The sequence below is a fragment of the Mesorhizobium amorphae CCNWGS0123 genome, from assembly GCF_001686985.1.
Taxonomy (GTDB): Bacteria; Pseudomonadota; Alphaproteobacteria; order Rhizobiales; family Rhizobiaceae; genus Mesorhizobium; species Mesorhizobium amorphae.
In genome coordinates this window covers 2,618,987-2,645,983 of sequence record NZ_CP015318.1, presented here as the reverse complement: position 1 = coordinate 2,645,983, position 26,997 = coordinate 2,618,987, and the positions used below count along the sequence as shown (strand labels likewise).

Annotated in this window: 23 protein-coding genes; 7 read left to right on the top strand and 16 right to left on the bottom strand. The window is 61.1% G+C overall.

What is annotated here, in order from left to right; genetic code table 11:
• Positions 1-37 precede the first annotated feature (37 nt).
• The 4 genes from A6B35_RS12240 to A6B35_RS12225 all read right to left on the bottom strand — a co-directional run bounded on the left by A6B35_RS12240 (position 38) and on the right by A6B35_RS12225 (position 5,622).
• A complete protein-coding gene (locus A6B35_RS12240) occupies positions 38-2,500 on the bottom strand; it encodes a glycogen/starch/alpha-glucan phosphorylase (RefSeq protein ID WP_006206264.1) in 2,463 nt (820 codons plus the stop codon).
• Positions 2,501-2,642: 142 nt separating this feature from the next.
• Positions 2,643-3,425 carry an ATP-binding cassette domain-containing protein gene (locus A6B35_RS12235; RefSeq protein WP_006206265.1) on the bottom strand — a complete coding sequence of 261 codons (783 nt, stop codon included), beginning with the start codon at positions 3,423-3,425 and terminating at the stop codon, positions 2,643-2,645.
• 2 nt (positions 3,426-3,427) lie between these two features.
• A complete protein-coding gene (locus A6B35_RS12230) occupies positions 3,428-4,489 on the bottom strand; it encodes an ABC transporter permease (RefSeq protein ID WP_006206266.1) in 1,062 nt (353 codons plus the stop codon).
• 155 nt (positions 4,490-4,644) lie between these two features.
• Positions 4,645-5,622: a sugar ABC transporter substrate-binding protein gene (locus tag A6B35_RS12225; protein WP_425277682.1), complete on the bottom strand. Its 978-nt coding sequence runs from the start codon at positions 5,620-5,622 to the stop codon at positions 4,645-4,647.
• Positions 5,623-5,891: 269 nt separating this feature from the next.
• Between A6B35_RS12225 and A6B35_RS12220 the strand changes: the two genes are divergently transcribed.
• The 4 genes from A6B35_RS12220 (at position 5,892) to A6B35_RS12205 (ending at position 9,984) form a co-directional block, all read left to right on the top strand.
• On the top strand, positions 5,892-7,115 hold the full coding sequence (locus A6B35_RS12220; RefSeq protein WP_006206268.1) for an ROK family transcriptional regulator: 1,224 nt from the start codon (positions 5,892-5,894) through the stop codon (positions 7,113-7,115).
• 3 nt (positions 7,116-7,118) lie between these two features.
• A complete protein-coding gene (locus A6B35_RS12215; protein ID WP_006206269.1) occupies positions 7,119-7,565 on the top strand; it encodes an RbsD/FucU family protein in 447 nt (148 codons plus the stop codon).
• Positions 7,562-8,485 (top strand): carbohydrate kinase family protein, encoded by a 924-nt coding sequence (locus A6B35_RS12210; RefSeq protein ID WP_006206270.1) that lies wholly within the window; start codon positions 7,562-7,564, stop codon positions 8,483-8,485. The genes A6B35_RS12215 and A6B35_RS12210 overlap by 4 nt, the downstream gene beginning before the upstream one ends.
• A 329-nt stretch (positions 8,486-8,814) precedes the next feature.
• On the top strand, positions 8,815-9,984 hold the full coding sequence (locus A6B35_RS12205) for a DegT/DnrJ/EryC1/StrS family aminotransferase (RefSeq protein ID WP_006206271.1): 1,170 nt from the start codon (positions 8,815-8,817) through the stop codon (positions 9,982-9,984).
• Positions 9,985-9,987: 3 nt separating this feature from the next.
• Here the strand turns inward: A6B35_RS12205 and cysQ are convergent, their stop codons facing one another.
• The 3 genes from cysQ to cysD are packed head-to-tail and all read right to left on the bottom strand — an operon-like array spanning position 9,988 to position 13,632.
• Complete coding sequence (gene cysQ / locus A6B35_RS12200) at positions 9,988-10,776, bottom strand: 3'(2'),5'-bisphosphate nucleotidase CysQ (protein ID WP_006206272.1); 789 nt, start codon at positions 10,774-10,776, stop codon at positions 9,988-9,990.
• Between the two features lie 10 nt (positions 10,777-10,786).
• Positions 10,787-12,724 carry a sulfate adenylyltransferase subunit CysN gene (gene cysN, locus A6B35_RS12195; protein ID WP_006206273.1) on the bottom strand — a complete coding sequence of 646 codons (1,938 nt, stop codon included), beginning with the start codon at positions 12,722-12,724 and terminating at the stop codon, positions 10,787-10,789.
• Positions 12,725-12,726: 2 nt separating this feature from the next.
• On the bottom strand, positions 12,727-13,632 hold the full coding sequence (cysD, locus tag A6B35_RS12190) for a sulfate adenylyltransferase subunit CysD (protein ID WP_006206275.1): 906 nt from the start codon (positions 13,630-13,632) through the stop codon (positions 12,727-12,729).
• Positions 13,633-14,123: 491 nt separating this feature from the next.
• Between cysD and A6B35_RS12185 the strand changes: the two genes are divergently transcribed.
• Complete coding sequence (locus A6B35_RS12185; RefSeq protein ID WP_006206277.1) at positions 14,124-15,389, top strand: O-antigen ligase family protein; 1,266 nt, start codon at positions 14,124-14,126, stop codon at positions 15,387-15,389.
• A gap of 18 nt (positions 15,390-15,407) precedes the next feature.
• Positions 15,408-16,352, top strand: a complete 945-nt coding sequence (locus A6B35_RS12180; protein ID WP_006206278.1) for an NAD-dependent epimerase/dehydratase family protein — start codon at positions 15,408-15,410, stop codon at positions 16,350-16,352.
• Here A6B35_RS12180 and A6B35_RS12175 read toward each other — a convergent pair.
• The 8 genes from A6B35_RS12175 to rfbF all read right to left on the bottom strand — a co-directional run bounded on the left by A6B35_RS12175 (position 16,340) and on the right by rfbF (position 24,772).
• Complete coding sequence (locus tag A6B35_RS12175) at positions 16,340-16,897, bottom strand: sugar transferase (protein WP_006206279.1); 558 nt, start codon at positions 16,895-16,897, stop codon at positions 16,340-16,342. The genes A6B35_RS12180 and A6B35_RS12175 overlap by 13 nt on opposite strands.
• Before the next feature lie 3 nt (positions 16,898-16,900).
• On the bottom strand, positions 16,901-17,833 hold the full coding sequence (locus A6B35_RS12170; protein ID WP_040584171.1) for a glycosyltransferase family 2 protein: 933 nt from the start codon (positions 17,831-17,833) through the stop codon (positions 16,901-16,903).
• A 180-nt stretch (positions 17,834-18,013) separates the two neighbouring features.
• Positions 18,014-20,002 (bottom strand): nucleoside-diphosphate sugar epimerase/dehydratase, encoded by a 1,989-nt coding sequence (locus tag A6B35_RS12165; RefSeq protein WP_006206281.1) that lies wholly within the window; start codon positions 20,000-20,002, stop codon positions 18,014-18,016.
• Positions 20,003-20,255: 253 nt separating this feature from the next.
• Positions 20,256-21,146, bottom strand: coding sequence for an NAD-dependent epimerase/dehydratase family protein (locus tag A6B35_RS12160; protein ID WP_040584173.1), 891 nt, complete (start codon positions 21,144-21,146; stop codon positions 20,256-20,258).
• Positions 21,146-22,372: a class I SAM-dependent methyltransferase gene (locus tag A6B35_RS12155; protein ID WP_006206283.1), complete on the bottom strand. Its 1,227-nt coding sequence runs from the start codon at positions 22,370-22,372 to the stop codon at positions 21,146-21,148. The genes A6B35_RS12160 and A6B35_RS12155 overlap by 1 nt, the downstream gene beginning before the upstream one ends.
• Positions 22,369-22,932 (bottom strand): dTDP-4-dehydrorhamnose 3,5-epimerase family protein, encoded by a 564-nt coding sequence (locus A6B35_RS12150; RefSeq protein WP_006206284.1) that lies wholly within the window; start codon positions 22,930-22,932, stop codon positions 22,369-22,371. The genes A6B35_RS12155 and A6B35_RS12150 overlap by 4 nt, the downstream gene beginning before the upstream one ends.
• A complete protein-coding gene (gene rfbG, locus A6B35_RS12145) occupies positions 22,929-24,005 on the bottom strand; it encodes a CDP-glucose 4,6-dehydratase (RefSeq protein WP_006206285.1) in 1,077 nt (358 codons plus the stop codon). The genes A6B35_RS12150 and rfbG overlap by 4 nt, the downstream gene beginning before the upstream one ends.
• The gene (rfbF, locus tag A6B35_RS12140) at positions 24,002-24,772 is read right to left on the bottom strand and encodes a glucose-1-phosphate cytidylyltransferase (RefSeq protein ID WP_006206286.1); all 771 of its coding nucleotides are present in this window, start codon (positions 24,770-24,772) and stop codon (positions 24,002-24,004) included. Before rfbF ends, rfbG begins: the two co-directional genes overlap by 4 nt.
• Positions 24,773-25,198: 426 nt before the next feature.
• On the opposite strand from rfbF, the gene A6B35_RS12135 reads away from it, so the two are divergent.
• Positions 25,199-25,819: a class I SAM-dependent methyltransferase gene (locus A6B35_RS12135; protein ID WP_006206287.1), complete on the top strand. Its 621-nt coding sequence runs from the start codon at positions 25,199-25,201 to the stop codon at positions 25,817-25,819.
• 1 nt (position 25,820) lies between these two features.
• On the opposite strand, the gene A6B35_RS12130 is transcribed toward A6B35_RS12135, so the two are convergent.
• Complete coding sequence (locus A6B35_RS12130) at positions 25,821-26,996, bottom strand: glycosyltransferase family protein (RefSeq protein ID WP_006206288.1); 1,176 nt, start codon at positions 26,994-26,996, stop codon at positions 25,821-25,823.
• Position 26,997 lies beyond the last annotated feature (1 nt).

Below are 26,997 nucleotides of genomic sequence, written 5' to 3'. Positions count from 1 at the left end.
ACGCCGACCACATTGTTCGTGGTCTCATGCAAGCATATCAGGCGGGCACGTTCCAGATGTCTTTCGCATATTGGCGGATCGTGCGATCGGACGAGAACCAGCCGACGCGAGCGACATTGCGGATCGCCCGCGCGTACCAGTCGGGACTGTTGCGCCAGACGGTGTCGACGTCGCGCTGGGTGGCGGCATAGGCGTCGAAGTCTGCCGCCACCATGAACCAGTCGCTGCCATAGAGGCCGTTGATCAACTCGCGGTAGCGCTCGGGATCGTCAGGCGAAAAGACGCCCGACGAGATGGCGGCGAGCGCTTGCGACAGTTCCGGCGAGGCCTCGATCACGGCGCGCGGATCGTAGCCGTTGTTGCGCCGCTCGGCGACCTCGGCGGTGGTCAGGCCGAAGATGAAGATGTTGTCGTCGCCGACGCATTCCTTGATCTCTACATTGGCGCCGTCGAGCGTGCCGATGGTCAGCGCGCCGTTGAGCGCGAACTTCATGTTGCCGGTGCCGGACGCTTCCATACCGGCGGTCGAGATCTGCTCGGAGAGGTCGGCGGCCGGCATCAGGATCTCGGCCAGGCTGACATTGTAGTTCGGCACGAACACCACTTTCAGCAGGCCGCGCACCGCCGGGTCGCGGTTGATGACCCTGGCGACGTCGTTGGCGAGTTTGATGATCAGCTTGGCGTTGTGGTAGCTGGGCGCCGCCTTGCCGCCGAAGAATTTCACGCGCGGCATCCAGTCGCGCTCGGGGTGCGAGCGGATCTGATCGTAGAGCGCCACCGCTTCCAGGATGTTGAGCAGCTGGCGCTTGTATTCGTGGATGCGCTTGACCTGGATGTCGAACAGCGCCGAGGGATCGAGCCTGATGCCGAGCCGGTCGGCAACCAGATTGGCGAGCCTGGCCTTGTTCGCCCGCTTGACGGCGGCGAACTTTTCGCGGAAGGCGGCGTCGTCGGCAAAGGCGTCAAGCCCCTTGATCGCATCGATGTCATCGAGGAAACGGTCGCCGATCGCCTCGCGGGTGAGCGCGGTGAGGCCGGGATTGCACTGGATCAGCCAGCGCCTGGGGGTGATGCCGTTGGTCTTGTTGTTGATACGCTTGGGATAGAGCTTGTGGAGATCGGCGAAGACCGTCTCCTTCATCAATTCGGTATGCAGAGCCGAGACGCCGTTGATCGAGTGCGAACCGACAAAGGCCAGATTGCCCATGCGCACCCGGCGGTCGCCATTTTCCTGGATCAGCGAGATGCGGCTGATCTGCTCGCCCGAGAACTTGTTGGTGGCGCGCGCCTCCAGAAGCACCTCGGCGTTGATGGCGTAGACGATCTGCATGTGGCGCGGCAGCAGCCGCTCGAACAGCGGCACGGGCCAGCTTTCAAGCGCTTCGGGCAGCAGCGTGTGGTTGGTGTAGCCGAAAGTGCGCTTGGTGATGTCCCAGGCCTGGTCGAAATCCATGCCGTGGACGTCCATCAACAGACGCATCAGTTCCGGCACGGCAATGGCCGGATGGGTGTCGTTCAAATGGATCGCCGCCTTGTCAGGCAGCGACTGCAGATCGCCATATTGGCTGAGATGACGCTGGAGAATGTCCTGCAGCGAGGCGGTGGAGAAGAAATACTCCTGCCGCAACCGCAACTCCTGCCCGGCCTTGTGGGAATCGGCCGGATAGAGCACGCGCGACAGGGCATCGGCCTTGTTGCTTTCGGCAAGCGCGCCGATGTGGTCGCCGGCATTGAACTTGTCGAGCAGGATCGGATCGATCGGCATGCCGGACCACAGGCGCAGCGTGTTGACGCGGTTGGCCCGCCAGCCGACCACCGGCGTGTCGTAGGCGACGGCCAGCACATGCTCGGTCGGTTTCCAGACGTGGCGTTCGAGCCGGCCGTCCTTCGTGGTGATCGACTCGACCGAGCCACCGAAGCCGACCTCGAAGGAGCGCTCGCGGCGCTCGAACTCCCAAGGATTGCCATGGTCGAGCCAGGTTTCGGGCAGCTCCACCTGCCAGCCATCATGGATCTCCTGGCGGAACATGCCGTTGGCGTAGCGTATGCCGTAGCCATGCGCGGGAATGTCGACGGTGGCCATGCTTTCCATGAAGCAGGCGGCGAGCCGGCCGAGACCGCCATTACCAAGCGCTGCATCCGGTTCGAGCCCGGCGATGAGGTCGAGGTCGACGCCGAGAGACTTGAGCGCCTCGCGCATATTGTCCATCAGGCCGAGATTGGAAAAGGCATCGCGCATCAGGCGGCCAATGAGGAATTCCAGCGACAGATAGTAGACGCGCTTTTCCTGCTGGGCGTAGGCCTCCTGCGTCGCCTGCATCCAGTGATCGACGATGCGGTCGCGGACGACCTTGATCGAGGCGGTCAGCCAGTCGTATTGCGTGGCGACGTTGGTGCCTTTGCCAACCCTGTATTTGAGCGCCAGCAGGACTTCGTCAGCGAGCGTCTTGGGGTCTGGGATTTCGAGGACGGGGGCTTGGGATGTCATCGTGCGCGTCATGCTGCCTCTCGTGATCGTACCGCGATCATACCGGCTTTCACCGCTAGTCCCAGCCCATCCTAGTGCATTGCAGCATATGTTCAATCGATTTAGATCAGGAAACCACCTGGCTCCCCTGCGGCAATTTACCCGTCGATGCAGATCAGGCCGCCAGTGCGTCCTCGGGCGGCTTCTTGGCGCCGGTCATCAGGGCCACGGCATCCGACATGGAAATCTGCTTCGGGTCGACGACGCAGAGTCGTCGGCCGAGCCGGTGGATGTGGATGCGGTCCGCGACCTCGAAGACATGCGGCATGTTGTGCGAGATGAGCACGATCGGCAGGCCACGCTTCTTGACGTCGAGGATCAATTCCAGCACGCGGCGGCTTTCCTTGACACCAAGGGCGGCCGTCGGCTCGTCCATGATCACGACGCGACTGCCGAAGGCAGCAGCGCGCGCCACCGCGACGCCCTGGCGCTGGCCGCCCGAGAGCGTTTCCACCGCCTGGCTGATGTTCTGGATGGTCATCAGGCCGAGTTCGGTCAACTTGTCGCGGGCGCGCTTTTCCATCGCCGGACGGTCGAGCATGCGAAACCAGTTGCCGAGCGGGCCCGGCTTGCGGATTTCGCGGCCGAGAAACATGTTGTCGGCGATCGACAGTGCCGGCGACAGTGCGAGGTTCTGGTAGACGGTCTCGATGCCGGCTTCGCGGGCCTCCATCGGTGACTTGAAGGCAACGGGTTTGCCTTCAAGCCGGATTTCACCTTCGTCGGGCACGGCCGCGCCGGAAATCGCCTTGATCAGCGATGACTTGCCGGCGCCGTTGTCGCCGATGACAGCAAGGATTTCGCCCGGATAGAGGTCGAAATCGGCATTGTCGAGGGCGGTGACGCGGCCATAGCGCTTGACCAGGCCGCGCGCGGTGAGGATGGGTTCCTGGGTCATGACTATGCCGAAACCTTTCTGATCCATTGATCGATCGCCACGGCGCCGATGATCAGCACGCCGGTGAGCAGCACTTTCCATTGCGGATCGGCGCCAAGCATGTTGAGGCCCATCGAGACGACGCCGACGATCATGGCGCCAAACAGCGTGCCGAGGATCGAGCCGCGTCCGCCGAACAGAGAAATACCGCCGATCACCGTCGCGGTGATGGCCTGCAGATTGTAGTCGGTCACGGCGGCCGACGGCGAGATCGAGCCATTGCGGCCGATCGAGACCCAGGCCGCGAAAGCGGCGATCAGCCCGGCAAGGGCGTAGACCGTCATCAGCACCTTCTTGGTCTGGATGCCCGACAGTTTCGCGGCCTCCTGATCGTCGCCGACGGCGTAGACATGACGCCCCCATGCGGTGTGGTTGAGCACGTACCAGAGGACCATCACCAACACGACCATGGCAATGACGCCGAGCGTCAGCACGGCCGTGCCGACCTTGAAGCTCAGGGCAAACAGGTGCAGCAGCGGCGCCTGGGTGTCGACGTCGGTGTCGCGGATCGTCTCATTGGCCGAATAGATGAAGTTGGTGGCCATGACGATGTTCCAGGTGCCAAGCGTCACGATGAAGGGCGGCAGCTTCATGTAGGCGACCAGCACCCCGTTGAGCAGGCCGCAGGCACCACCAGCGGCAAGGCCGATGGTTACCGCAAGAATGGCCGGCATACCGTAGGTGACCGCGCAATTGCCCATGATCACGGCCGAAATCACCATGATGACGCCGACCGACAGGTCGATGCCGGCGGTCAGGATGACCAGCGTCTGTGCCGCGCCGAGAATGCCGACAATGGCGATCTGCTGCAGGATCAGCGTCAGCGTATAGGATGAAAAGAAACGCCCGCCGATGGTGATACCGAAAATGATGATCGACAGGACCAGCACGATCAGCGGCACCGCGGCCGGCGTGGAATGCAGGAAATGCTGAGCGCGCTTGACGGCCGATTTGTGCTCGTCAAACGCGGCAACGCTTGTATCGCTGCCCGAGAGAACCTTCTCGAATTCCTGAGCCTGAGCCATGTTTCCTCCCTGGGCTCGGCCACATGCCGACGCCCGTCCACGCCTTTCCGGTCTGCTGCCGGGATTATTCGCGTTTACAGTGACACATCGTCCACCCGATGCGGCCGGGGATCAAGCCCCCGGCCGTCAGGTTGTTGCTGGCTGTCAGGCAGCCATCAGCCCCAGCACTTGGCGAGGCCTTCCTTGGTGTCGATGGATTTCACGCCGTTGGCCGGCTTGTCGGTGACGAGGTTGACGCCGGTGTCGAAGAAGTTCTTACCTTCGGTCGGCTTCGGCTTGGTGCCGTCCTTGGCGAAAGCGGCGATCGCCTCGATGCCAAGCGCCGCCATCTGCAGCGGATATTGCTGCGAGGTGGCGCCGATCACGCCTTCGGTCACCGACTTCACGCCAGGGCAGCCGCCGTCGACCGAGACGATCAGCACCTGGCTTTCGAGACCGACGGCTTTGAGCGCCTGGTAGGCGCCGACAGCGGCTGGCTCGTTGATGGTGTGGATGACGTTGATGGTATTGTCCTTCTGCAGAAGGTTTTCCATCGCCTTGCGGCCACCCTCTTCGTTGCCGTTGGTCACATCATGGCCGACGATGCGCGGATCATCCTCGTCGCCGATCTTGTTGGGGTCCTTCACGTCGATGCCGTAACCCATCATGAAGCCCTGGTCGCGCAGCACGTCCACCGTCGGCTGCGAGGGCGACAGGTCGAGGAAGCCGATCTTGGCGTCCTTGGCCTTGTCGCCGAGCGTCGCGGCGGCCCAGGCGCCGATCAGCTTTCCGGCTTCCAGATTGTCCGTGGCAAAGGTCGCGTCGGCGGCGTCGATCGGATCAAGCGGGGTGTCGAGCGCGATCACCAGCAGGCCTGCGTCACGCGCCTTCTTCACCGTCGGCACGATGCCCTTGGTGTCGGAAGCGGTGATCAGGATACCCTTGGCGCCGTCGGCGATGCAGCTCTCGATCGCCGCCACCTGGCTCTCGCTGTCGCCGTCGATCTTGCCGGCGTAGGTCTTGAGATCGACGCCGAGCTCCTTGGCCTTGGCGGTGGCGCCTTCCTTCATCTTGACGAAGAAGGGGTTGGTGTCGGTCTTGGTGATCAGGCAGGCGCCGACACCGGCGGCCGATGCCGTCGATGCAAAAGCCATCAGGCCGAGGCCGGCCGCGGCAAACACGGTGGATTTCAACAGTTTTGACTTGGTCACGATCTTCCTCCCATGGGAACCATTCAGGATGCCGGCCAACCGGCATCTCAAGCGCATCCAACGATATTCTCCCAGCGTGGACGCTGCCCCAACAGACACCAGTCCGCGTGGCGTGTCAATAATTAAATCACTCTTATTTATTATTGACACACTTGCCTCGTTCGCCCATTCTGGCCCAAAAGCAGTGTGGGGAAACGACGGGAGGAACAAGGGTGGAGACCGGCATTGCGAGGCACGGTTCGCCCGAGGCAGCCGAGAGCCGTCTGCACCGTGGCACCAACCAGAGCGGGATGCGCGACCACAATGAGCGGCTGGTGCTGTCGCTCGTGCGCCAGCATGGCAGCCTGGCCAAATCCGACATAGCGCGCATGACCGGCCTTTCGGCGCAGACCGTCTCGGTCATCATGCGCGAACTGGAAGAAGACAGCCTGCTCGTGCGCCAAGCGCCGCTGCGCGGCAAGATCGGCCAACCCTCCATCCCCATGGCGCTCAATCCCGAAGGCGCCTTCTTCATCGGCCTCAAGATCGGCCGTCGCAGCGCCGAGTTGGTGCTGATCGACTTCCTCGGCACCGTGCGCTCGATGCTGCACCACTCCTACCGCTATCCGGCGCCGCGCGAGACGGTGGAATTCGTCACCGCCGGCATGAAGACGATGCGCGGCGAACTGACGCCGGCGCAGGACAAGCGCATCGCAGGGCTTGGCATCGCCATGCCGTTCGAACTGTGGAACTGGGCCGACACGGCGGGTGCGCCGCGCGAGGTCATGGACGAATGGCGCCATCGCGACATCCGCTCAGACATCCAGGCACAGTGCGATTTTCCGGTCTATCTGCAGAACGACGCCACTTCGGCCTGCGGCGCCGAACTTGTCTTCGGCCAAGCGGCGGCGCGCGACTTCGTCTATTTCTATATCGGCGCCTTTGCCGGCGGCGGCATCGTGCTCAACGGCCGGCTTTTCGGCGGTCCGACGGGCAATGCCGGCGCGCTGGGTTCAATGCCAGTGCCCGGACCCGACGGCAAGCCGACGCAGCTGATCGACGTCGCCTCGATCGCCATGCTGGAAAAGGCGCTCAATGGGCGCGGCGTCGAGGCTTCGCATCTGTGGACTTCGCCGCAGGACTGGGGCGACATCGGCGACGAGCTCGACACGTGGATCGCCACCGCCTCCCAGGCGCTCGCTTATGCCATCGTCGCGGCGTCCTCGGTGATCGATTTCGAAGCGGCGGTGATCGACGGCTGGATGCCGCTCACCGTACGCCGCCGCCTCGTCGATGCCGTCATCGAGGCGATCGGCAGGATCGACGGCGAAGGCCTCAAGCTTCCCGCCGTGCGCGAAGGCACGGTCGGCATCCATGCGCGGGCGCTGGGCGGCGCCAGCCTGCCGCTTTCCGAGCGCTTCCTGATCGGCTCGACCACGATTTCCAGGAGCGCCTGAGCCATGCTGATCGGCATTCCGGCGCTGCTCGGTCCGGAGCTTCTGGCAATTTTGCGCTCCATGGGCCATGGCGACGAGATCGCGCTTGTCGACGGGAATTATCCGGCCGAGGAACAGGCGAAGCGGCTCATCCGCGCCGACGGTCATTCGCTGGTCCCGGTGCTCGACGCCATACTGAGCGTCCTGCCGGTGGACGACGCCGTGCCGGAAGCGCTGTTTCGCGCCTCGGTCAAGGGCGATCCCACGCTTGCCGATCCGGTTCATCACGAGATGGAGGCGGTCTGCGCCAGGCGCGCGCCGGGCCACAAGGTGGTTGCGCTGGCCGGTCCCGACTTCTATGCACGGGTCAAGGCCGCGCACGCGATCGTGGCGACCAGCGAACCCAGGCTCTACGCCAACATCATCATCCGCAAGGGTGTGATCTATCCGCCGGAGACCAAGAAACAATGATCCTCTGCTGCGGCGAAGCCCTGATCGACATGCTGCCGCGCACCACCACGGACGGCGAACCCGCCTTTGCGCCCTATGTCGGCGGCGCGGTGTTCAACTCGGCCATCGCGCTCGGCCGGCTGGGGGCGCCCGCGGGCTTCTTTTCCGGCCTGTCGTCGGACCTGTTCGGCGGCCAGTTCCGGGACGCGCTTGGGGCAAGCAAGGTCAGCTCGACCTACGCGCACACCTCGCCCCGTCCGACGACGCTTGCCTTCGTGCGGCTGAACAACGGCCAGGCGACCTACACCTTCTATGACGAGAACACTGCCGGACGCATGCTGACCATCGAGGATCTGCCGGAACTCGGCGCCGAGATCGAGGCCATGCTGTTCGGTGCCATCAGCCTGATCTCGGAGCCGGCCGGATCGGCCTATGAGGAGTTCATGCGGCGCGAGCACGAGCGCCGCGTCATGATGCTCGACCCCAACATCCGGCCGAATTTCATCCCCGACAAGGCCAAGCACCTCAGGCGCATCCGCTCGATGATGGCCATGGCCGACATCGTCAAGCTGTCGGACGAGGACCTGAACTGGTTCGGCGAAGCCGGCTCACATGAGGACGTCATCCGCAATTGGCTCGATCGCGGGCCGAAGCTGATCGTCGTCACCCATGGCAGCGAAGGTGCTGTCGGCTATAGCCGGGAGCACAAGGTCACGGTCATGCCTCAGAAGGTCACGGTGGTCGACACGGTCGGCGCTGGCGACACCTTCAACGCCGGCATCCTCGCCTCGCTGCACGAACAGGGCCTGCTCACCAAGGCGGCGATCGGCGATCTGCCCGAGGACGCGATCCGCCAGGCGCTGGCGCTCGGCGCCAAGGCCGCAGCGGTGACCGTATCGCGGGCCGGCGCCAATCCGCCCTGGCGGCATGAAATCGCCTGACCGGAGTGCAGAACGGCCGGAAATGCGCTTTGCCAACTGATCACTTTATGTTTCGCGAGGCGAAAAGACGCGATGGAAGGGACGGCTCGCGCCCAGCGAAGGCCGGAATTCCGGCATCCTGCGGCAATGCACCTGAAATCGCGGTAACAGACTGCGACACCTAGGCAATTCGCGGTTTGGCCGGTTCGGCTTTCTCGACCGCGCCAAGTCTGGTACCAGCGGGCCGATCAAGTTGTTGTGCGTGTCGTTGTCCCGAAATCGGCACACCCTCGGGTCCGGCCCGTGGGCGAGCTTTTGGGCGACACGCACCAATCCGTTTTGAGGCAGACATGCAGTTCATCGATCTTGGCGCGCAGCGCGAACGAATCCGCGACCGGCTGAAAGCCGCGATCGACCATGTCGTCGAAGATGGCCGCTACATCCTTGGGCCGCAGGTCACGGAATTCGAGAACAAGCTCGCCGCCTATGTCGGCATCAAACATGTCGTGGCCTGCGCCAACGGCACCGACGCGCTGCTGCTGCCTTTGTTCGCCGCCGGCATCGGTCCCGGCGATGCCGTTTTCGTGCCGAGCTTCACCTTTGCCGCGACGGCAGAAGTCGTGGCGCTGGCCAAGGCCGAGCCGGTGTTCGTCGACGTCGATCCCGAAACCTACAACATCGACATCGCCAGCCTCGAGGCGGCGATCGCAATGATCAAGAAGGAAGGAAGGCTGCAGCCGAAGGCGATCATCCCGGTCGACCTGTTCGGGCTCGCCGCCGACTACGAGGCGATCATGGCGATTGCCAACCGCGAAGGGCTGCTGGTGATCGAGGATGCCGCCCAGTCGATGGGCGGCTCACTCGACGGCAAGTCGATCGGCAGTTCCGCCGACGCCAGGATGTGCGGCGCCTTCGGCCATGTCGGCTCGACCAGCTTCTATCCGGCGAAGCCCCTCGGCTGCTATGGCGACGGCGGCGCGATGTTCACCAATGACGATGCGATGGCCGACAAGCTTCGCTCCTTCGCCTTCCACGGCAAGGGCGAAACGCAATACGACAATGTCCGCGTCGGCATCAATTCGCGGCTCGACACGCTGCAGGCAGCGATCCTGATCGAGAAATTGGCGATCCTGGAAGACGAGATGGTCGCCCGGCAGGTGGTCGCCAAGCGCTATGCCGAAGGCCTCGGCGACATCGTCAAGGCGTCCCGCAATCTGGACGGCAGCCGGTCAGCCTGGGCGCAATATGCCATCGAAACGCCGAAGCGTGACGGGCTGAAGGCGCATCTGGGCGAAAAGGGCATCCCCTCGGTCATCTATTACGTGAAGCCGCTGCACAGCCAGATCGCCTATCGCGACTATCCACGCACACCGACCGGCCTTGCCGCCTCGGAAGAACTGCCGAAGCGCATCCTGTGCCTGCCGATGCATCCCTATCTCAGCGAAGCCGACCAGGACCGCATCATCGAGACGATCCGCAACTATATCGGCTCGAACTCGGCGCACGTAGCCGCGGCTTAGCCGTCAGGCTGCGCCGACGCTCTTCCCGCTGGCGATGAAATGCGGGTTGGCGAAATCCGCGTCGTCAGCCTGCTTGCGCTTGCCGTAAGCCAGCGGCTTGCCGTCCAGCGTCCGCGTCACGCCGCCTGCAGCGCGCAGCACCGCGTCGCCGGCCGCCGTGTCCCATTCCATGGTGCGGCCGAAGCGCGGATAGATATCGGCCTCGGCTGCCGCGACGAGGCAGAATTTCAGTGACGAACCGACCGAGACGATCTCGGCTGCGCCGAGATCACGGATGAAGGCGTCGGTTTCCGGCGTGTTGTGGGAGCGGCTGGCAACGACGGCAGGCGGCTCGGCGACCACTCGCGCAGAAATCGGCCGGCGGCCGACGATGCGAAAATCGCCATCGACTTCAATTGTTTCCGCCCTGCCCGGCCGTCCCGAGAAGAAGCGCCCGGTGCAGGGCGCGAAGACGACGCCGACTTCGGGCACGCCATGGCGAACCAGCGCGATGTTGACGGTGAAATCGGTCCTGCGGTTGACGAATTCCTTGGTGCCGTCGAGTGGATCGATCAGGAAGAAGGCATCACCGAGATCGCTCGGCATGACTCCGGCCGAGGCTTCCTCCTCGGCCACGCATGGAATTTCTGGAAATGCGGCGCGCAGGCCGGCGAGGATGATCTTCTCGCTCTCGCGATCGGCTTCGGTCACCGGTGAACTGTCGGACTTGCGATCGACCGCGCAGCCCTCGTGAAAGACGCGCATGACCTCGCGACCGGCCTCCAGCGCAAGGCGCTCGAATACGCCGAGCATCGCCTCGTCGTCAGATACCGCCGCCGTTGTCGTATTGATCTTCGGCAATGTCGCGCTCGTTCAGCCAGAGTTCCAGGGCCTCTACCATCTCCTCGGCAGATTTGCCGAGTGTCTCGAGATGGATTTCGGGTTTTTCCGGAGCTTCATACGGTGAATCGACGCCGGTGAAATTCTTGATCTCGCCATTCAGCGCCCGCGCATAGAGGCCCTTCGGATCGCGCCTGGCGCATTCCTCGAACGGCGTGTCGACGAACACCTCGATGAATTCGCCATCGGCCATCAATTCGCGCGCCATGCGCCGCTCGGCGCTGAACGGGGAAATGAAGGATACGATGACGATCAGCCCGGCGTCGGCCATCAGGCGCGCCACTTCGGCGACACGGCGGATGTTTTCGACGCGGTCGGCATCGGTGAAGCCGAGATCGCGGTTGAGGCCGTGGCGGACATTGTCGCCGTCAAGGATGTAGGTGTGGCGGCCCGAGGCGAAGAGCTTTTTCTCGAACAGATTGGCGATGGTCGACTTGCCCGAGCCGGAAAGCCCGGTGAACCAGAACACGGCGGGGCGCTGGTTCTTCAGGTCGGAGCGGCCATGCTTGCCGACATCGAGCGACTGCCAGTGGATGTTTTCGGCGCGGCGCAGCGAATGCAGGATCATGCCGGCGCCGACCGTGGCGTTGGTGATGCGGTCGATCAGGATGAAGGCGCCGGTGGTGCGGTTCTCGCCAAAGGTGTCGAAGGCGATCGGCGACCGGGTCGAGATGTTGCAGATACCGACTTCGTTCATCTCCAGCGACTTCGCCGCCTCATGGGCAAAGTCGTTGACGTTGACGCGGTACTTCAGGTCGGTGACGGTGGCGCTGGTCTGGTCGGTCTCGGTGCGCAGGATGTAGGAGCGGCCTGGCAGCAGAGCGTGTTCGTCGAACCAGACGATGTTGGCGGCGAACTGATCGGCGACCTGCGGTCTGGCTGCCGGCGACACCAGCATGTTGCCACGCGAGACCTCGACCTCGTCGTCGAGAACCAAGGTGATGGCTTGGCCGGCAACCGCCTGGCTGAGATCGCCGCCATGCGCGACGATGCGCCTGACGCGCGAGGATTTTCCGGATTTGGCGACGACGACCTCGTCACCCTGTGCAACCGTGCCGGACGCGATGGTGCCGGCAAAGCCGCGGAAGTCGAGATTGGGGCGGTTGACATACTGCACCGGGAAACGGAACGGCAGCTCGGCGGCAGCTTCGTCGACCGACACATTTTCGAGATGCTCGATCAGCGTCGGGCCGGAATACCATTTCGTCTTGTCGGAGCGGCCGGTGACGTTGTCACCGTAGCGGGCGGACATCGGGATCGGCATGACCGTCTGGAAGCCGAGTTCCTGCGAGAACTGCCTGTAGTCTTCGACGATCCGATCGAAGACGCCATGGTCGAAACCGACGAGGTCGATCTTGTTGACGGCGAGCACGATGTGGCGGATGCCGAGCAGCGAGGCGATGATCGAATGGCGCCTGGTCTGGCGCAGCACGCCCTGGCGGGCGTCGATCAGCACGATGGCGAGATCGGCAGTCGATGCGCCGGTCGCCATGTTGCGCGTGTACTGTTCGTGGCCGGGCGTGTCGGCAACAATGAACTTGCGCTTCGGCGTGGCGAAGAAGCGATAGGCGACATCGATGGTGATGCCCTGCTCGCGCTCGGCCTCGAGGCCGTCGACCAGAAGCGCGAAGTCGATGTCGTCGCCAGTGGTGCCGTGCTTGCGCGAATCGCGCTCGAGCGCGGCGAGCTGGTCCTCGAAAATCTGCTTGGTGTCCGACAGCAGGCGGCCGATCAGGGTCGACTTGCCGTCATCGACGGAGCCGCAGGTGAGGAAGCGCAGCAGCGACTTCTTCTCCTGCGCCGCCATGTATTCGCGGATGCTGTCGGTCGGGGCGAGGCTCTTGGCCAGGATGTGGCGCATGCTCAGAAATACCCTTCGCGCTTCTTCTTTTCCATCGAGCCGGCTTCATCGCGGTCGATGAGGCGGCCCTGGCGCTCGGAGGTGCGCGCCGTCAGCATCTCGCCAACAATGGCCTCAAGTGTGTCGGCGTCGGATTCGATGGCGCCGGTCAGCGGATAGCAGCCAAGGGTGCGGAAGCGCACAAGCCGGTTCTCCACCGTTTCGCCCGGTCGCAACTGCATGCGCTCGTCGTCTTTCAAAATAAGCATGCCGTCGCGCTCGACGACCGGGCGCTCCTTGGCGAAATAGAGCGGCACGATCGGGATGTTTTCCTGCAGAATGTACTGCCAGATGTCGAGCTCGGTCCAGTTCGACAACGGAAACACGCGGATCGATTCCCCGGCTGCGATGCGGGTGTTGAATATCTTCCACATTTCCGGTCGCTGGTTCTTCGGATCCCAGGCGTGCTGGGCGTTGCGGAAGGAAAAGATGCGCTCCTTGGCGCGCGACTTCTCCTCGTCGCGGCGGGCGCCGCCGAAGGCGGCGTCAAAACCGTATTTGTCGAGCGCCTGACGCAGCGCCACGGTCTTCATCACATGGGTGTGGGTGTTGGAGCCATGATCGAAGGGATTGATGTTGTCGCGCACCCCATCTTCGTTGACATGGACCAGAAGGTCGAAACCGAGCTTCTGCGCCATCTGATCACGAAAGGTGATCATTTCGCGGAACTTCCAGGTCGTGTCGACATGCAGAAACGGGAAAGGCGGCTTGGCGGGATAGAACGCCTTCATTGCCAGATGCATCAGCACCGAGGAATCCTTGCCCACCGAATAGAGCATGACCGGCTTGCTGAAGGCCGCCGCAACCTCGCGGAAGATGTGGATGGATTCGGCCTCAAGCCGCTGCAGGTGCGTTAGTGCGATGTTCATGGACTGTGAGCGTTCTCTCGTGCCATCCAGACCTTGCATCGACGCATCAGGCACAGTTTTTCAACAGCCCGGTTCAAGCTTCACGTCTGGACATTATGATTTCGTGCCGGCGTTCTAGCAGATCGCCATTGCCGGGAACAATGCAAGAGAGGTCCGCTACCGGGCGGATAGAGAATGAATTTTCCACGCAAAGCTTAAAAACCGGAAATTCCTGCCTAACGAGTTGATAGGCCTGAAAGGCAGCGAAAAACTATTGCCGCCGCAAGATGCCGCCCGGCGGCAGGAGGTGTCACGGGGGCGTAACGGCCATGCCGGTGATTTTTGATCAGGAGCCGGGCCTCGCCGCACTATCGAAAATCGGACCCAGCCGCTATACCGGACGCAGAAGATGGGCCGGCGGCCGCCTTGCGGCGCCTGGATTTCGAAGGTGATCTTGTTTGCTGCCACCAGAAAGCAGCGTCCCCCAACCCCCGCAATTGTGAACCAGAGCATTGAACCGGCTTTCATCCATACGACGTCACTTCACGCCTTCGCAGATCAACATCTACTTCTCGATCGTCTGCTTCTTTTCTCCGCCGGTTCTGGGGTCGGTGGTCAGCTTCGTGTTCAGCGGCGGCGCCCTGTGGTCCGTCCTGCTGCTCGCCGTGAAGCGGCGGCGCTTCAATATCGACCGGCCGATGCTGGCGATGACCGTGGCGATCTATGCCTATTGCGCCGCGATGATCCTCGCTTCGATCGTCAACAATACGCTCAGGGCCGACGCGGTCTATTTCCTGCCGCTGATAACCTTGCTGTTTTTCCCCCTCTCCTACTCGACCTGGAGCATTACCGAAAAAGCCACCCTTGCGCGCATTGTCGTGCTGGCCAGCATGGCGGCATGTTTTGGCGCCCTGGCTTTGGCCATCGTGCAATATTACTGGCTTGGCATGAGGGCTGAAGGCGGGGCGGGAAATGCGATCGTATTCGCGACCGTCGCCTGTCTCAGCGTCATGATGTGCCTGGCCGGCGCCCTGTCGGGCATAGAGAGGGCGTGGAAGCCGTTGATCTTGGCGGCGCTGGCCGGCGCTGTTGCGATTGTCTGTTCGGGTTCGCGCATCATCTGGCTGGCCATGCTGATCGCCGGCATTGTCGTGCTTCTGATCAACCGGCGCAAGCTCACCGGCAAGAATTCCATGCGCCTGCTGCTGATCGCCGCCGGGATCGGTCTGGTGATCGCGGCGGTCGGCTTTCCCATCATAGTGGAGCGCGCCGATTTCCTGTTCAGCGACTGGGATGCGCTGAACACCAAGGGCGACCACTCGACGGCACTCGGGTTGCGCGTGGCGCTTTGGCAGATCGGCCTTGGCGCATTCCGCGAGATGCCGATTTTCGGACATGGCATCGCCGCCAGCCGTGACCTCATGCATCAGGGTTTCCAGGACCAGTTCGGCATGGACCGCGGCTTCAGCCATTTCCACAACGGCTTCCTGACGGTCATGGTAGAGGCTGGAATTCTGGGCGCCGTCGCGCTGGCTGGGATATTCGTGGTTGCCGCCAGAAATGCGGCCAGGGTGCTGCGCATCAGCGCCGATCCGCTCGAGCGCTTCGGCGCAACGATGCTCGTCGTCACCGTGATCACCTATCTGATCGGCGGGCTGACCGGCATCCTGGTCGGCCATGACATTCTCGATTCGACCTTGATGGTGTTCCTGGTCTGCGGGACATATCTTGCCTCGGGGCGTCGGCAGCCATTGCCGGAAGCATCGGCAGTTGGCTGACGGTTTTCGGACGAGGCCATGAAAGTGCTGGTCACAGGCGCGACGGGGTTAATAGGGCGCCAGGTCGTGCAACAACTCCGCGAAGCCGGGTTCGAGGTGCGGATCGCCTCCCGCCATCCCGAGCCGGCAAGCGATGCCGTCCTGCTGCCGGCCCCAGATGCGCCGGCCGCGGCGTTCACGGCCATCACGCAGGACGTCAGGCATGTCGTTCACTGCGCCGCCCTGAACAATGACCGCGATGCAAGCGAGGCCGACTATCTGAGTGCCAACGCGGATCTGACCGGACGGCTGGCGCGTGCTGCCGCCGTGCAGGCCGGCGGACGCTTCGTCTATTTGTCGTCGATACGGGCGGTGGCCGGTCCCGGCTTCAGCGGCACCATCGACGAGAAAACACCCCCTGCCCCGCAATGCGCCTATGGGCGTTCGAAGCGCGAAGGCGAGATCAGGACGCTGGACGCCTACGCGTCCAGGCCCTCCGATACCACGGCGCTCCGCCTGCCGCCGGTTTATGGCGAAGGCATGAAGGGAAACCTGGCGACGCTGATGCGCCTGGGTGGCATGCCTGTGAATTTGCCGCTGCCCGCTGCGCTCTTTAGCGGCATGCGATCGTTGATGTCATGCGAAGCGGCAGCGCGGACTGTGGTTTATTTGTTGAGCCGTCCGCAGCCGCTTCGGCCCGTCTATGTCGCTTGCGACCTCCCTCCTCTCCCAATCTCGGCAGTCCTCGGCGCCTTCCGGCAGGGTTTTGGGCTCTCGTTGCGGCTCTCTGCCGTGCCTGCCGGCCCGATACGGGCGGCAGCGACCTTGCTCGGCAAAGGCAAGGCATGGGACGCGATGACAGCGACACAGATTTGCGATCCGTCGCTGCTGGTTGCCGAAGGCTGGGTGCCACAGACCGATACGCTCGAGCGGCTGGCTGAACTTGCGCGGCGCCACAGATCAGGTACCGCTCAGCCCCGGTAGATTGTGCCGATGAGAATGCGGATATCCAGGCCGATTGAGGCCGTCTTCAGATATTCGGCATCGGTTTCGGCGCAGAGCTTGGGATCCGACATGTCGATCCCCCTGACCTGGGCGAGGCCGGTTATGCCGGGGAACGCCTGCAGCACGCCCAACTCTCTGCGGTGCCCGATCAGTTCCGTCTGCGTGGGCAGGCATGGGCGCGGGCCGACCAGGCTCATCTCGCCTTTCAGGACGTTCCAGAGCTGCGGCAACTCGTCGATCTTGGTCCCGCGCAAAACCTTGCCTATCGCGGTGACGGCATTTGCCGGCGCCTCATGCGTGGGCAAGGACGGCGTTCCCTCGTACATCGTTCTCAGCTTGTGGCAGCGAAAGGGTGCACCGCCCTGCCCGACCCGGACCTGGGAAAACAGCGCCGGCCCTGGCGAAGACATTCTGACGGCCAGTATGGCGATCAGCAGGACGGGCGACGTCGCCACCAGCATCAGCGCTGCGATCACCAGATCGAAGGCTCGCTTCGCTGAGGCGGACCTGCGCTTCGCGTTCATGCTCTAGATCCGGCGCCAGAGGAAAGCCAGATAAAGCCCAAGCGTTCCCAACAACGTCTGTCGGTAGACGCCGCTCCTGCGCAGCAGGCGCAAGCGGCGAACCACATTGCCCTTGCGTGCCCTTATGAACAGGCCGAGGCAGGCCGCCGCATCCTTGGTGAGGATATCGCGGTTGACGGCGAGGCCGCCGAGATTGGTGTCGGTCCAGCCGGCAAACTCGCCCCTGGACAGGCGCGCGAGCCTGGAAAGCCTTGCCCTCCAGGAGACATTGGCGCCAACCAGATTTGCCGCGTGCTGGCGGTAGCGCACCAGGGGCCGCGGATCGTAGCGGACAATGCCGCCGGCGGCGGTGACGATCAGGTAGGCCCACCAGTCGTGGCTGACGAACTCCGTCCTTGCCGATGCCTTGGCCAGGAGGTCACGCGCGGTGCGGTTGATCATCATCGTGTTGCCGCCGGCGATGCTCTGTACGAGGGCATTGCGAAACGATGGCGGCTGCCCGAACAGCGGCGAATGGCCTTCGGCGGTTCCGGTTTCGGAAATGGTCGCGGTTCTGGAGCAGAACAGAAGCGGGGTCGCCGCATCCAGTGTCTCGATCCAGCGCAGCGCGCTTTCCAGCCGGTCGGGCTCCCAGACGTCGTCCTGGTCGCAAAAGGCGTAGCAGTCGGCATCGATGCGCGGATCGACGATCATCGAACGGAAATTGGCGGCGAAGCCCCGGCGCGGTCCTTCCATCAGGGTCAGCCGGCCCTTGTGCCAGCGGGCCTGCCACGCGCGGATCAGATCGGTCGTGCCGTCCGTGGAGCCGTCGTCGGAGACCCACAGGTCGATGTGGGGATGCGACTGCGCGAGCAGCGACTCCAGCTGCTCGGCGAGGAAGGCCGCGCCGTCCTTCGTCCCCAACAGAACGGCCACGCGCTGGTCTTGTCTGATCACGGGTTTAGAATCACCTGAACTGCCCGAAATGGCTATCGGATTGGTTTCAATAGCCAATCACGGCCATCTGCGACAGAGTCTAGAGGCTGTTCCATCCCGATAGAATCGGGATGGGGCTCTATTTTCTTGTTTGAGCATGATCTTTTCCGAAAACCGGTTCCCATTTTTCGGGATCATGCTCTAGCCGACTTGTCCGACTGTTTTCGGTCTGGTTTCCTGGCGCGCGCCCTCAATTGGCTTCTCAGCCTGATACAGTCCGGCCAGCACGGCAAGTGCCGCCGCCTTGTCCTGGTCACGCATCGCCACCTGCAGCATCGTCAGCGCGGCCTGGATCCTGGGCCATTCCACGACATCGGTCCGCAGGCCGAAAATCTTGGCAATATCGAGCTTGACGATCTCCTCGTTCTCGCCCTGAAGCGTCTCGTGCAGCTTCTCGCCGGGCCTGATGCCGGTGAAACGGATCGGAATGTCGGAGTAGGGGCTCTTGCCGGCCATGCGGATCATGGTTTCGGCGACCTCGAGGATCGGCACGGGCTTGCCCATGTCGAGCATATAGATGGCATAGTCGTCCTTGCCCTCGCGCCGCTCCGAATCGGCGGCCGACATGATGACAAGGTCGACGGCCTCGGCCACGGTCATGAAATAGCGCGTCATGCGCCGGTCGGTGATGGTGACTGGGCCACCCGCCTCGATCTGCGCCTGGAAGATGGTGGCCACGGAGCCGTTGGAGCCAAACACGTTGCCAAAGCGCACGGCGATGAATTTGGTGCCGGAGCGCCGCCCGCCGAGCCCGGTGGCATGCGTCCCATGCAAGGAACTGACGATCTGCTCGGCCGCCCTTTTGGTGATGCCGAGCACCGAGGTGGGGTCGACCGCCTTGTCGCTCGAAATCAGCAGGAACTGCGGCACCCCGCATTTGGCGGCGACTTCGGCGCAGGCGAGCGTTCCGAAAATGTTGGTCTGAATGGCCGATTCCCAGTTCTCCTCGAGCAGCGGCACGTGCTTCAGCGCCGCGGCATGGAAGATGATGGCCGGCTTGAATTCGCTGACGACGCGCGTCATCTGGCGCCGGTCGGTGACATCGATGATGCGGCATTTCAGCCGATCATGGTCCTTTTCCTCGATGGACTGGTCGAGCTGGAAAATGCCGAATTCCGAGATATCGGCGACCAGAACGGCCTCGGCGCCGAGTTCCAGCGAGCGCTTGACCAGGATGCGACCGATGGAGCCGGCACCCCCCGTCACCAGGACGCGCTTGCCGCCGACGAAAGCGCCGATACGCTCGATGTCGGGCGGAACGGTCGAGCGGCGCAGGATCGTTTCCATCTCGACAGCGTCGAGGACCAGCTTGCCGCCCTGCCCGAGCTCCGAGAAGCCGGAGAACTGAACGACGGCAATGCCGCTGTGGCGGGCGACGCGAACCAGCTCCGAATATTCCTCGATCTCGCGTTCGGCGCCGTTGCCGAAAATCAACAGATCGAGATTCTCGGTGCCCTTGGCGTATTCCTCCAGCACTTCGACAAGGCGCGGGCGGAGCGCCACCACCGGAACGCCCTGGATTCGCGTGCCCCGCCGCGCCTCGCTCTCGATGGCCATGATGCCGGCGATGGCATATTCGGCCGGCTGCGCCGTGCGTGTGAAACGGATGATCACGTCGGCCTCGCTCAGCCTGCCGATGAACAGTGCCTGCTTGACCAGCTTGTTGTTGGTGCCGCGGCCGAGGATGCGCCAGCTCGCGCCGTCGCGAAGGAACCGGTAGTAGAGCCGGGGCGCCGATATTATGGTGAAGGAGACCAGGAAGAAGACGATGAACTGGCGCTCGTTGAGGCCGATCACCGGCTGGAAGGCCCGAAACGCCAGCGAGGCGCTATAGAGCAGCACAGTCAAGGTCGCGCAGCCCTTCAGGATGTTGAAGAAGTCGGGCGTCGAGGCGAACCGCCACACGGTGTTGTAGAGGCCGCAATATCTGAACAGCAAATGGCTGAGAACGACAATGCTCGCCCAGAATGCCAGGCCCGTAGGTGAGAACGTATCGAACGAAAGATTCGACCGCGACAGCACCAGGCTGAGCACCATCGCGATCAGGACCATGACGATGTCCTGAAGCATGATGATGGCGCGCCGTATCTTCGGCCGAAGTCCGGACACGGCTTCTACATATGAGGTCATTGGCTAGTACTGAACTCCAGGCGCGAAGATAGTAGCGCTAAAGTGGCGCCAGATCGACTGTCATCCGCCACCGGCCACCTATCAGAGTGCCAAATCTTCAACCCGCCGCCCTCTATCGCATAGCGCGGAGTTGGGGGCATCACCAGAGAATTTTTCTGCAAAGAAGCGGGGTAAGGGATTGGGGTGCAGGGCTGCCACAGTGCCCAGGCTCCGCTGCAGCCGTCATAGACGGCAGCGGCAAAGGTATTTGCGCTCAGGGCGCTTTTGATACTTCCATCGAAGCGGGTTGAACCGCATCGGCTATTGAGATGAAAGTCGAAAGCTTATCGGTCTTTCCCCAGAAGGCCAGCGGCTCATAGTCTGGATAGGGATAGTGGCCAAGGTTGAGCTCTATCTTCCAGCCATATTCCCGAATCCAGGTCTCAACCAATCTACGAACCGAAATCGGCTTCCCCGAGCAGATGTTGATCGGGCCAATGTCTTGCCCCAGCGTCGCAAGTGTACAAAGAAACCTTGAAACGGTAGTCACCGGCAGATAGTCGCGTAACTGCTCACCGCCGGACATGTCGAAGACTTTCTTTCTTTCTGCAACCGCATTACGCAATTGCGAAAGAAGCGAGTTGGAGGACTGACCGTCACCATACAGATAAAATAATCGTGCCCAAACGAGATTAAAGCTATGTTTGGCCGAGAGAAATTGCAATTTCTTGTATAAGGTGTTCTTGGCAAATCCGTAGCAATTGCTCGGTAAGCATATGGTCTCCTCACCGAGAGCACCAGATTGCATACCATATTCGAAGCAAGTTCCTGTCACAGTTAGCGCCGGCAATCCGGTCTTTACGAGCCGAGCGAGGAATGAGTACTGGTCCGGCAGCTCTTTCTCAAAATGGTGCGGCGAGTGGTAGTTCGGCAATCCATCCCATGCAAGATGGATAAGCACGTCCGGCGAACCCAAGCTCGGCCAGTCAGGCTCGTCGCCAGCGCCTATGGCAATCTGCCGGACTCCCGTCCCCATCTGCAGGAATTCATCCGGCAGACGCGAAGCGTCGCGCACGCACGCTGTCGTTTCATGACCACGCCGACACAGTTCGGCCAGGACATGACGTCCAATAAAGCCTGTCGCGCCTGTTACCGCGACGCGCATCAAAATACCTTGAGTTCAGGTATGGACGTCACAAAGCGTGCACCCCATTCGCGGACGTATGCAAGTTGGCTGGTTATCTCTTCAGACAGATTCCATGGAAGGATAACTATGTAGTCTGGCTTTTCGTCGCGAATCTTTTCTTCGCCGGCGATTGGAATCCTGCTTCCTGGCATGAACTTCCCCTGCTTGGCAGGATTGAGGTCCACCACAACGCTTATCAGGTCCGGCCGAATACCGGCGTAGTTGAGGAATGTGTTACCCTTTGCAGCGGCACCGTAGGCGACGACCTTCTTTCCGTCGTCCCGCGCTGCGATGAGAAATGAAAGCAGCGCGTTCTTTGCATGATTGGTTCTCGCCTGGAAACCGGCATAGCCTTCGCGAGAAGTGAGTCCCGCAGCCCTCTCACGCTCCAGCATCGCTTCAACAGAGGCGCGTTTTTCGTGCTTCCCCGTGTCTTTCCTCTGCGCGAATACGCGCAAGCTGCCACCATGAGTCGACAACTCTTCGACATCGAAGACAGACAAGCCATTCGCGTCGAATATTTGATCTGCTGCGGTCAAAGATAGATAGGAGAAATGCTCATGATAAATCGTATCGAACTGGACGAGATCACGTAGATTGAGCAGGGAAGGAAATTCGAAAGTCGAAACGCCGTTCGGTTTCAAGATCCTCGCAAACCCCTTCACGAAATCATTGATATCCGGCACGTGAGCGAGCACATTGTTCGCGACGGTAAGGTCAGCACCCCGGCCCTCGTTCGCTAGCTTTTGACCGAGTGCCTCGCCGAAAAACGACTGGACTATGTCGATCCCCTTTTCGCGCGCTGCCCTGGCAGTGCTTTCAGTAGGTTCGATGCCAAGACATGGAATGTCGGCTGCCTTGAAATATTGCAACAGATAGCCGTCATTGGCGGCAACTTCGACCACGTGGCTAGCGGCGCTGAGGCCGAACCGTGCAGTCATTGCCTCACAATAGTGCTTGGAATGCTTAAGCCAGGAGGCCGAAAAGCTGGAGAAATACGCATATTCCTGGTCAAACAGTTCGTCAAACCTTGCAAAATCCTCTGTTTGCACCAGCCAACATTGAGTGCAAACGAGAACGTGGAGCGGAAACCACTTCTCCGGACCCCGCATTGCCTCTGCAGTTAGGTATGCGTTCGAAGGGGGCGCGCTGCCTAGGTCGACGAAGCTCTGCGTGACCGGTGCACGGCAGTGTCTACAAATCATGTCTTCAAACTCTCGAATGCGCTTGTGATGAAAGGATGGCCTTCGTCGCGAGCCGAGCGCTCGGTGATGGCCAAGGGCCATTCGATGCCGAATGCGGGATCGAGCATGTTGACGGCGTCCTCCGCCTCGGCGGCGTAGGGAGCCGTGTGGAAATAGAGCATCTCGCAATCGCTGCATAGCGTCTGAAAGCCATGGGCGAAGCCTTCGGGAATGTAGAGACTGCTATGATTTTCGGCGCTTAGAACAGCGCCATACCATTTGCCAAATGTGGCAGACCCCTTCCGAAGATCGACGGCAACGTCGAAGACCTCGCCGCGCAAACACGACACGATCTTCGTCTCTTGATAGGGCTCACGCTGAAAATGCATGCCGCGCGCCGCTCCGGTGTTTCGTGTCAACGTGTGATTGATCTGGGCAATCTTGCGCCCATCGAGGAAAGAGGCAAACTCGGTGGTGCAGAACAACCGCTCCAAGTAGCCGCGATGATCGCCGATGACCTTCCGCGCAATCAACAGAAGCCCGGTCAGGGGCGTTTGCTCGACGGAAAAACGCGCGCTCATGGGACGGGGCTATCCAGATAGCTGCCGATCTGTTCCCGACACAGCTCAGCCATGTCTTGGCCGCGCGTCCAGGCGTCATGCCATTGAACCGTCGCTTCGAGCGCGCGACGAAGTCTCCAGCGGGGCTGCCATTTCAATCTGGCCCGGGCCTTTGAACTCGACAGGGTCAGCATGCCTGCCTCGTGCGGGCGCTCGCCGTCGAAGGTCTCCCAGCGCGTCTGCGGAAGTAAGGCATGCAGTGTCTCGACGATCCAGCGTACCGGCTTGGCATCATCCTCGTCCGGTCCAAAATTCCAGCCTTCGGCGAAGCCGACATTGTCGCGCCACAACGCTTCGGCCACCAACAGATAGCCAGACAATGGCTCGAGCACGTGTTGCCAAGGACGAGTCGCTTCGGGCGATCGGATGACGAGTGTTTCATTGCGATCGATGGCGCGTAGAAAATCTGGCACCAACCTGTCTGCCGACCAGTCTCCGCCACCTATGACGTTGCCGGCGCGGGCAGTCGCGACGCCAACGCCCGCCGCGGCCAGGAACGAACGGCGGTACGCCGCGGTTACAAGTTCGGAGCAGCCTTTGCTGCTCGAATAGGGGTCGTGACCTCCCATCGCCTCGTCCTCGCGATAGGCCCAAACCCATTCGCGATTCTCGTAGCATTTGTCGGTGGTGACGTTGACAACGACCTTGACGGACGGCGTATGTCGAACGGCCTCCAGGAGATGCGCGGTGCCCATGACGTTCGTTGCATAGGTCGCAAGCGGGTCGGAATATGAGCGGCGCACCAGCGGTTGGGCCGCCAAATGCAGCACGATTTCGGGCTCTGCGGACAAAACTGCGTCGCGTAGCCTGCCGGCGTCGCGAATGTCGCAGCGCAAGTCTGCCTCAAGGAACCTGCTCACTCCAGCGATGTCATAGAGCGATGGGGTGGTGTCCGGGTCCAACGAGAGCCCCGTGATCCTCGCTCCCATCGTCGAAAGCCAGATGCAAATCCAGCTACCCTTGAAGCCGGTGTGACCCGTAACAAGAACTCTTTTGCCGGCCCAGAAATCCGGGTTGGGATTGACGGCTGTCATTGCCACACTCGCCATGGCGCCTTGCCGCCCTCCCACAACGCCTCGAGCTGGTGACGATCACGTAGCGTGTCCATGGGTTGCCAGAAGCCATTGTGGCGCCAGGCAGCAAGTTGACCATCTGACGCGAGGGTCTCGAGGGGCTCCCTCTCCCAAACCGTCGCGTCGCCGGAGATGCGGTCGATCACCTGCGGCTCCAAGACGAAGAACCCTGCATTGATCACTCCCCCATCGGCCTTCGGTTTTTCCTGAAATGATTTGACGTCATCACCGTCCAGGTTAAGCGCGCCGAAGCGGCCGGGCGGTGTCGCGGCCGTAAGCGTTGCGAGTTTGCCGTGGTGACGATGAAACTCAATGGTTGCCGCAATGTCTATGTCACCAACGCCGTCGCCATAGGTGAAGCAGAAAGTCTCATCGCCTATGTATTCACGCACGCGACGGAGGCGTCCTCCCGTCATGGTGCTATCTCCAGTGTCAATAACCGTAACCCTCCAATCCTCGGCTCGACTCTGATGAGTTACCATCTGGTTTTTCGCAATGTCAAAGGTTACGTCACACATATGCAGGAAGTAATTTGCAAAATATTCCTTGATCATATATCCTTTATAACCGCAACAAACTATAAATTCATTTATACCGTGCGCTGAATAGCTCTTCATAATATGCCAAAGAATCGGTCGGCCGCCAATTTCCACCAATGGCTTGGGTCGAATAGACGTCTCTTCCGCCAATCGCGTACCGAGTCCGCCGGCGAGTATCACCGCTTTCATTCATAAGCTCCATAGATCCGGGAAGGCGTCGACTACGAGCGCCTAGTTTGCTGGCCCTATTTCCCACGCTGCTGTTGGCGACATCCTCGATGGATAGTATGCCGTGCCATCGGGGAACGGATGCTTCACCACCGGATGATAGGGTAGCTCCCCGACGGAGCCTCGCACAACCGCCTTCATGAATGGTGAAACGACGGCCCGATATCCGTTCTTGGCAGCTCCGACCCGTTGTTCTTGCTTTGGAAACACCGCCTCAGAAAGGGCATACTGGATAGGTAGCGATTTCAACCCTTATCGATCGGCGATGAAGGTAGTGAAGTGACTGCCAGAGCGCCGCTCGAATTCGGGCCAACATAGACCCCAGATTGTGCTGCGGCCGGGCAACAGCCTTCCTGGCGCGATCTTCAAGAACTGAGGAATTGTGCAATGAGCAGGGATTGGGAGAAATGGGATATCGGCAATATTGCCACAGAGCTCCAGGCGATCTGGCAGGATTCCGCCAATGAGATTGCTCATCGCGGACAATTGGCCGACATCGTCTCTCACTATGCCACCGCTCAAACGTCCATTTTGGAAGTGGGCTGCGGAACCGGCCTCGTATACGAGAAGCTTGTGACGACCCTACCTGTCACCTCAAGATACACAGGCGTCGATTCGTCCGTGAAGATGCTCGAGATAGCGAGACAAAATTTCCCTCAAGGACAATTTCTTTATGGCGACGGTTACGAGCTTGTTTTCAGAGATCAGGAGTTCGATGTCGTGCTGTCCTTCGAGGTGCTTGGTCACATCCCGGAGATCAAGCCGTTCGTGAGCGAACTGTTTCGCGTAGCAAAGAAGACATGCATCTTCACGACTTGGCCGAGCGACGGACGTGATATCGTGGAAAACTACGAAACGATCAATGGCGTTCAGTTTTTGCACCGAAGATATTCAGACGACTATGTTCAGAAAATCATCCGCACAGTCGGACGGAAAAAACTGGACAGTATCGAGTTGGCAAGTCTTAGCTCGGGGGGCCAAGCCTATATCGTCACGCTCCATCCCTGACTTATGCCTTCCCGTATCGCCGTAGCTTTCTGACGATGCGTTGAATTACCAAGGGAACTCCACCCTCCTCATAAATTATAGTAAGATGAAGCTTTATTCGCTCAAACCGCCTCCAGAATCTCTTGGCTTTCAGACTGCTCTGATAGAGAGGTTTGGCGTCTCCTGAACGGTGCTCGGCAAGCTGTTTGAAAAATCCCGCCCACTGATGAGAAACATGTGAGACGTCATAGCGCGACTTGACGTCCGCAAAAGCCGCATTTGCCAAAGTCGCTCGCTTGTCCGGTTGCTCAAGAAGGGTCGTAAGCGCTTCGGACCAGGACAATTGGGCGCCGTTGACCAGCAAACCGGTGACTGAGTGCTTCACAACATCGCTATAGGGCGGAATGTCGGAGTAAATTCCGGTGATGCGACACGCGCCATATTCGCGGTATTTGTTGTCGGTTTTGCCACGATTGGCTTCGTGATCCAGTAGCGGCGCTAGTCCTATCGCCCAGTTTCGCTCCGCCTGAAACCTTATGTACGCATTGTAATCGCCATTGTGCGGAAAGAAGCGGACGCGCTCTCCAACTGCAACGCCTTTTGGAAGGACGCCAGCAAATTCGAACACTGTTTTTGGAAATCTCTCCAGGGTTGGCCCAATAAGGTTTGATATCAAATCGAGATCGTCAACACGTGAGGGGCTTCCCGCGAAGCCGATCCGCATTTCGTCGGTGAGGGATGGCTTCACTCCCTCAATGAGAGAGAAATCGAAAAAGGTCGGCAGAACTGTCACATGATTGCTGAAACTGGACAGAAATCGGCCCAACTCGACGGAATTGGCAATTACCGCTTTCGCATGGGAGATCGCAAACTTTAATGACGCCCTCACCAGCGGATGCCGATAGTACGCCGCCAGAGGGGTATGCCCAACGATACGCCAGAAATTGTCGTCAATGTAATATGCATATGGTCGATTTGCGTCGACCAGGGCCTGCGTCCACGACAAGACCAAAGGATCTGCGCATCGGACGAAAAGAGGGATGCTATCCGCTGTGATATCACTGGCTTGTAGTCGGTCAAGAAACTGCGTTCGATGGCCGATGCCGTGCTCGCCGCAGGCCTTCATAATCTGCTCAATCAAGTGCGTAGTGGCGATCTCCGCCTCGATTATGACCAGTATGTTAACAAGGCTGGACATG

Excerpts from the sequence above, each read along its gene's own strand:
- A6B35_RS12240 (WP_006206264.1), bottom strand. The coding sequence starts at position 2,500 with ATGACGCGCACGATGACATCCCAAGCCCCCGTCCTCGAAATCCCAGAC.
- A6B35_RS12235 (WP_006206265.1), bottom strand. The coding sequence starts at position 3,425 with ATGACCCAGGAACCCATCCTCACCGCGCGCGGCCTGGTCAAGCGCTAT.
- A6B35_RS12230 (WP_006206266.1), bottom strand. The coding sequence starts at position 4,489 with ATGGCTCAGGCTCAGGAATTCGAGAAGGTTCTCTCGGGCAGCGATACA.
- A6B35_RS12225 (WP_425277682.1), bottom strand. The coding sequence starts at position 5,622 with ATGGCTTTTGCATCGACGGCATCGGCCGCCGGTGTCGGCGCCTGCCTG.
- A6B35_RS12215 (WP_006206269.1), top strand. The coding sequence starts at position 7,119 with ATGCTGATCGGCATTCCGGCGCTGCTCGGTCCGGAGCTTCTGGCAATT.
- A6B35_RS12210 (WP_006206270.1), top strand. The coding sequence starts at position 7,562 with ATGATCCTCTGCTGCGGCGAAGCCCTGATCGACATGCTGCCGCGCACC.
- A6B35_RS12205 (WP_006206271.1), top strand. The coding sequence starts at position 8,815 with ATGCAGTTCATCGATCTTGGCGCGCAGCGCGAACGAATCCGCGACCGG.
- cysQ (WP_006206272.1), bottom strand. The coding sequence starts at position 10,776 with ATGCTCGGCGTATTCGAGCGCCTTGCGCTGGAGGCCGGTCGCGAGGTC.
- cysN (WP_006206273.1), bottom strand. The coding sequence starts at position 12,724 with ATGCGCCACATCCTGGCCAAGAGCCTCGCCCCGACCGACAGCATCCGC.
- cysD (WP_006206275.1), bottom strand. The coding sequence starts at position 13,632 with ATGAACATCGCACTAACGCACCTGCAGCGGCTTGAGGCCGAATCCATC.
- A6B35_RS12180 (WP_006206278.1), top strand. The coding sequence starts at position 15,408 with ATGAAAGTGCTGGTCACAGGCGCGACGGGGTTAATAGGGCGCCAGGTC.
- A6B35_RS12175 (WP_006206279.1), bottom strand. The coding sequence starts at position 16,897 with ATGAACGCGAAGCGCAGGTCCGCCTCAGCGAAGCGAGCCTTCGATCTG.
- A6B35_RS12165 (WP_006206281.1), bottom strand. The coding sequence starts at position 20,002 with ATGACCTCATATGTAGAAGCCGTGTCCGGACTTCGGCCGAAGATACGG.
- A6B35_RS12160 (WP_040584173.1), bottom strand. The coding sequence starts at position 21,146 with ATGCGCGTCGCGGTAACAGGCGCGACAGGCTTTATTGGACGTCATGTC.
- A6B35_RS12155 (WP_006206283.1), bottom strand. The coding sequence starts at position 22,372 with ATGATTTGTAGACACTGCCGTGCACCGGTCACGCAGAGCTTCGTCGAC.
- A6B35_RS12150 (WP_006206284.1), bottom strand. The coding sequence starts at position 22,932 with ATGAGCGCGCGTTTTTCCGTCGAGCAAACGCCCCTGACCGGGCTTCTG.
- rfbG (WP_006206285.1), bottom strand. The coding sequence starts at position 24,005 with ATGACAGCCGTCAATCCCAACCCGGATTTCTGGGCCGGCAAAAGAGTT.
- rfbF (WP_006206286.1), bottom strand. The coding sequence starts at position 24,772 with ATGAAAGCGGTGATACTCGCCGGCGGACTCGGTACGCGATTGGCGGAA.
- A6B35_RS12135 (WP_006206287.1), top strand. The coding sequence starts at position 25,199 with ATGAGCAGGGATTGGGAGAAATGGGATATCGGCAATATTGCCACAGAG.
- A6B35_RS12130 (WP_006206288.1), bottom strand. The coding sequence starts at position 26,996 with ATGTCCAGCCTTGTTAACATACTGGTCATAATCGAGGCGGAGATCGCC.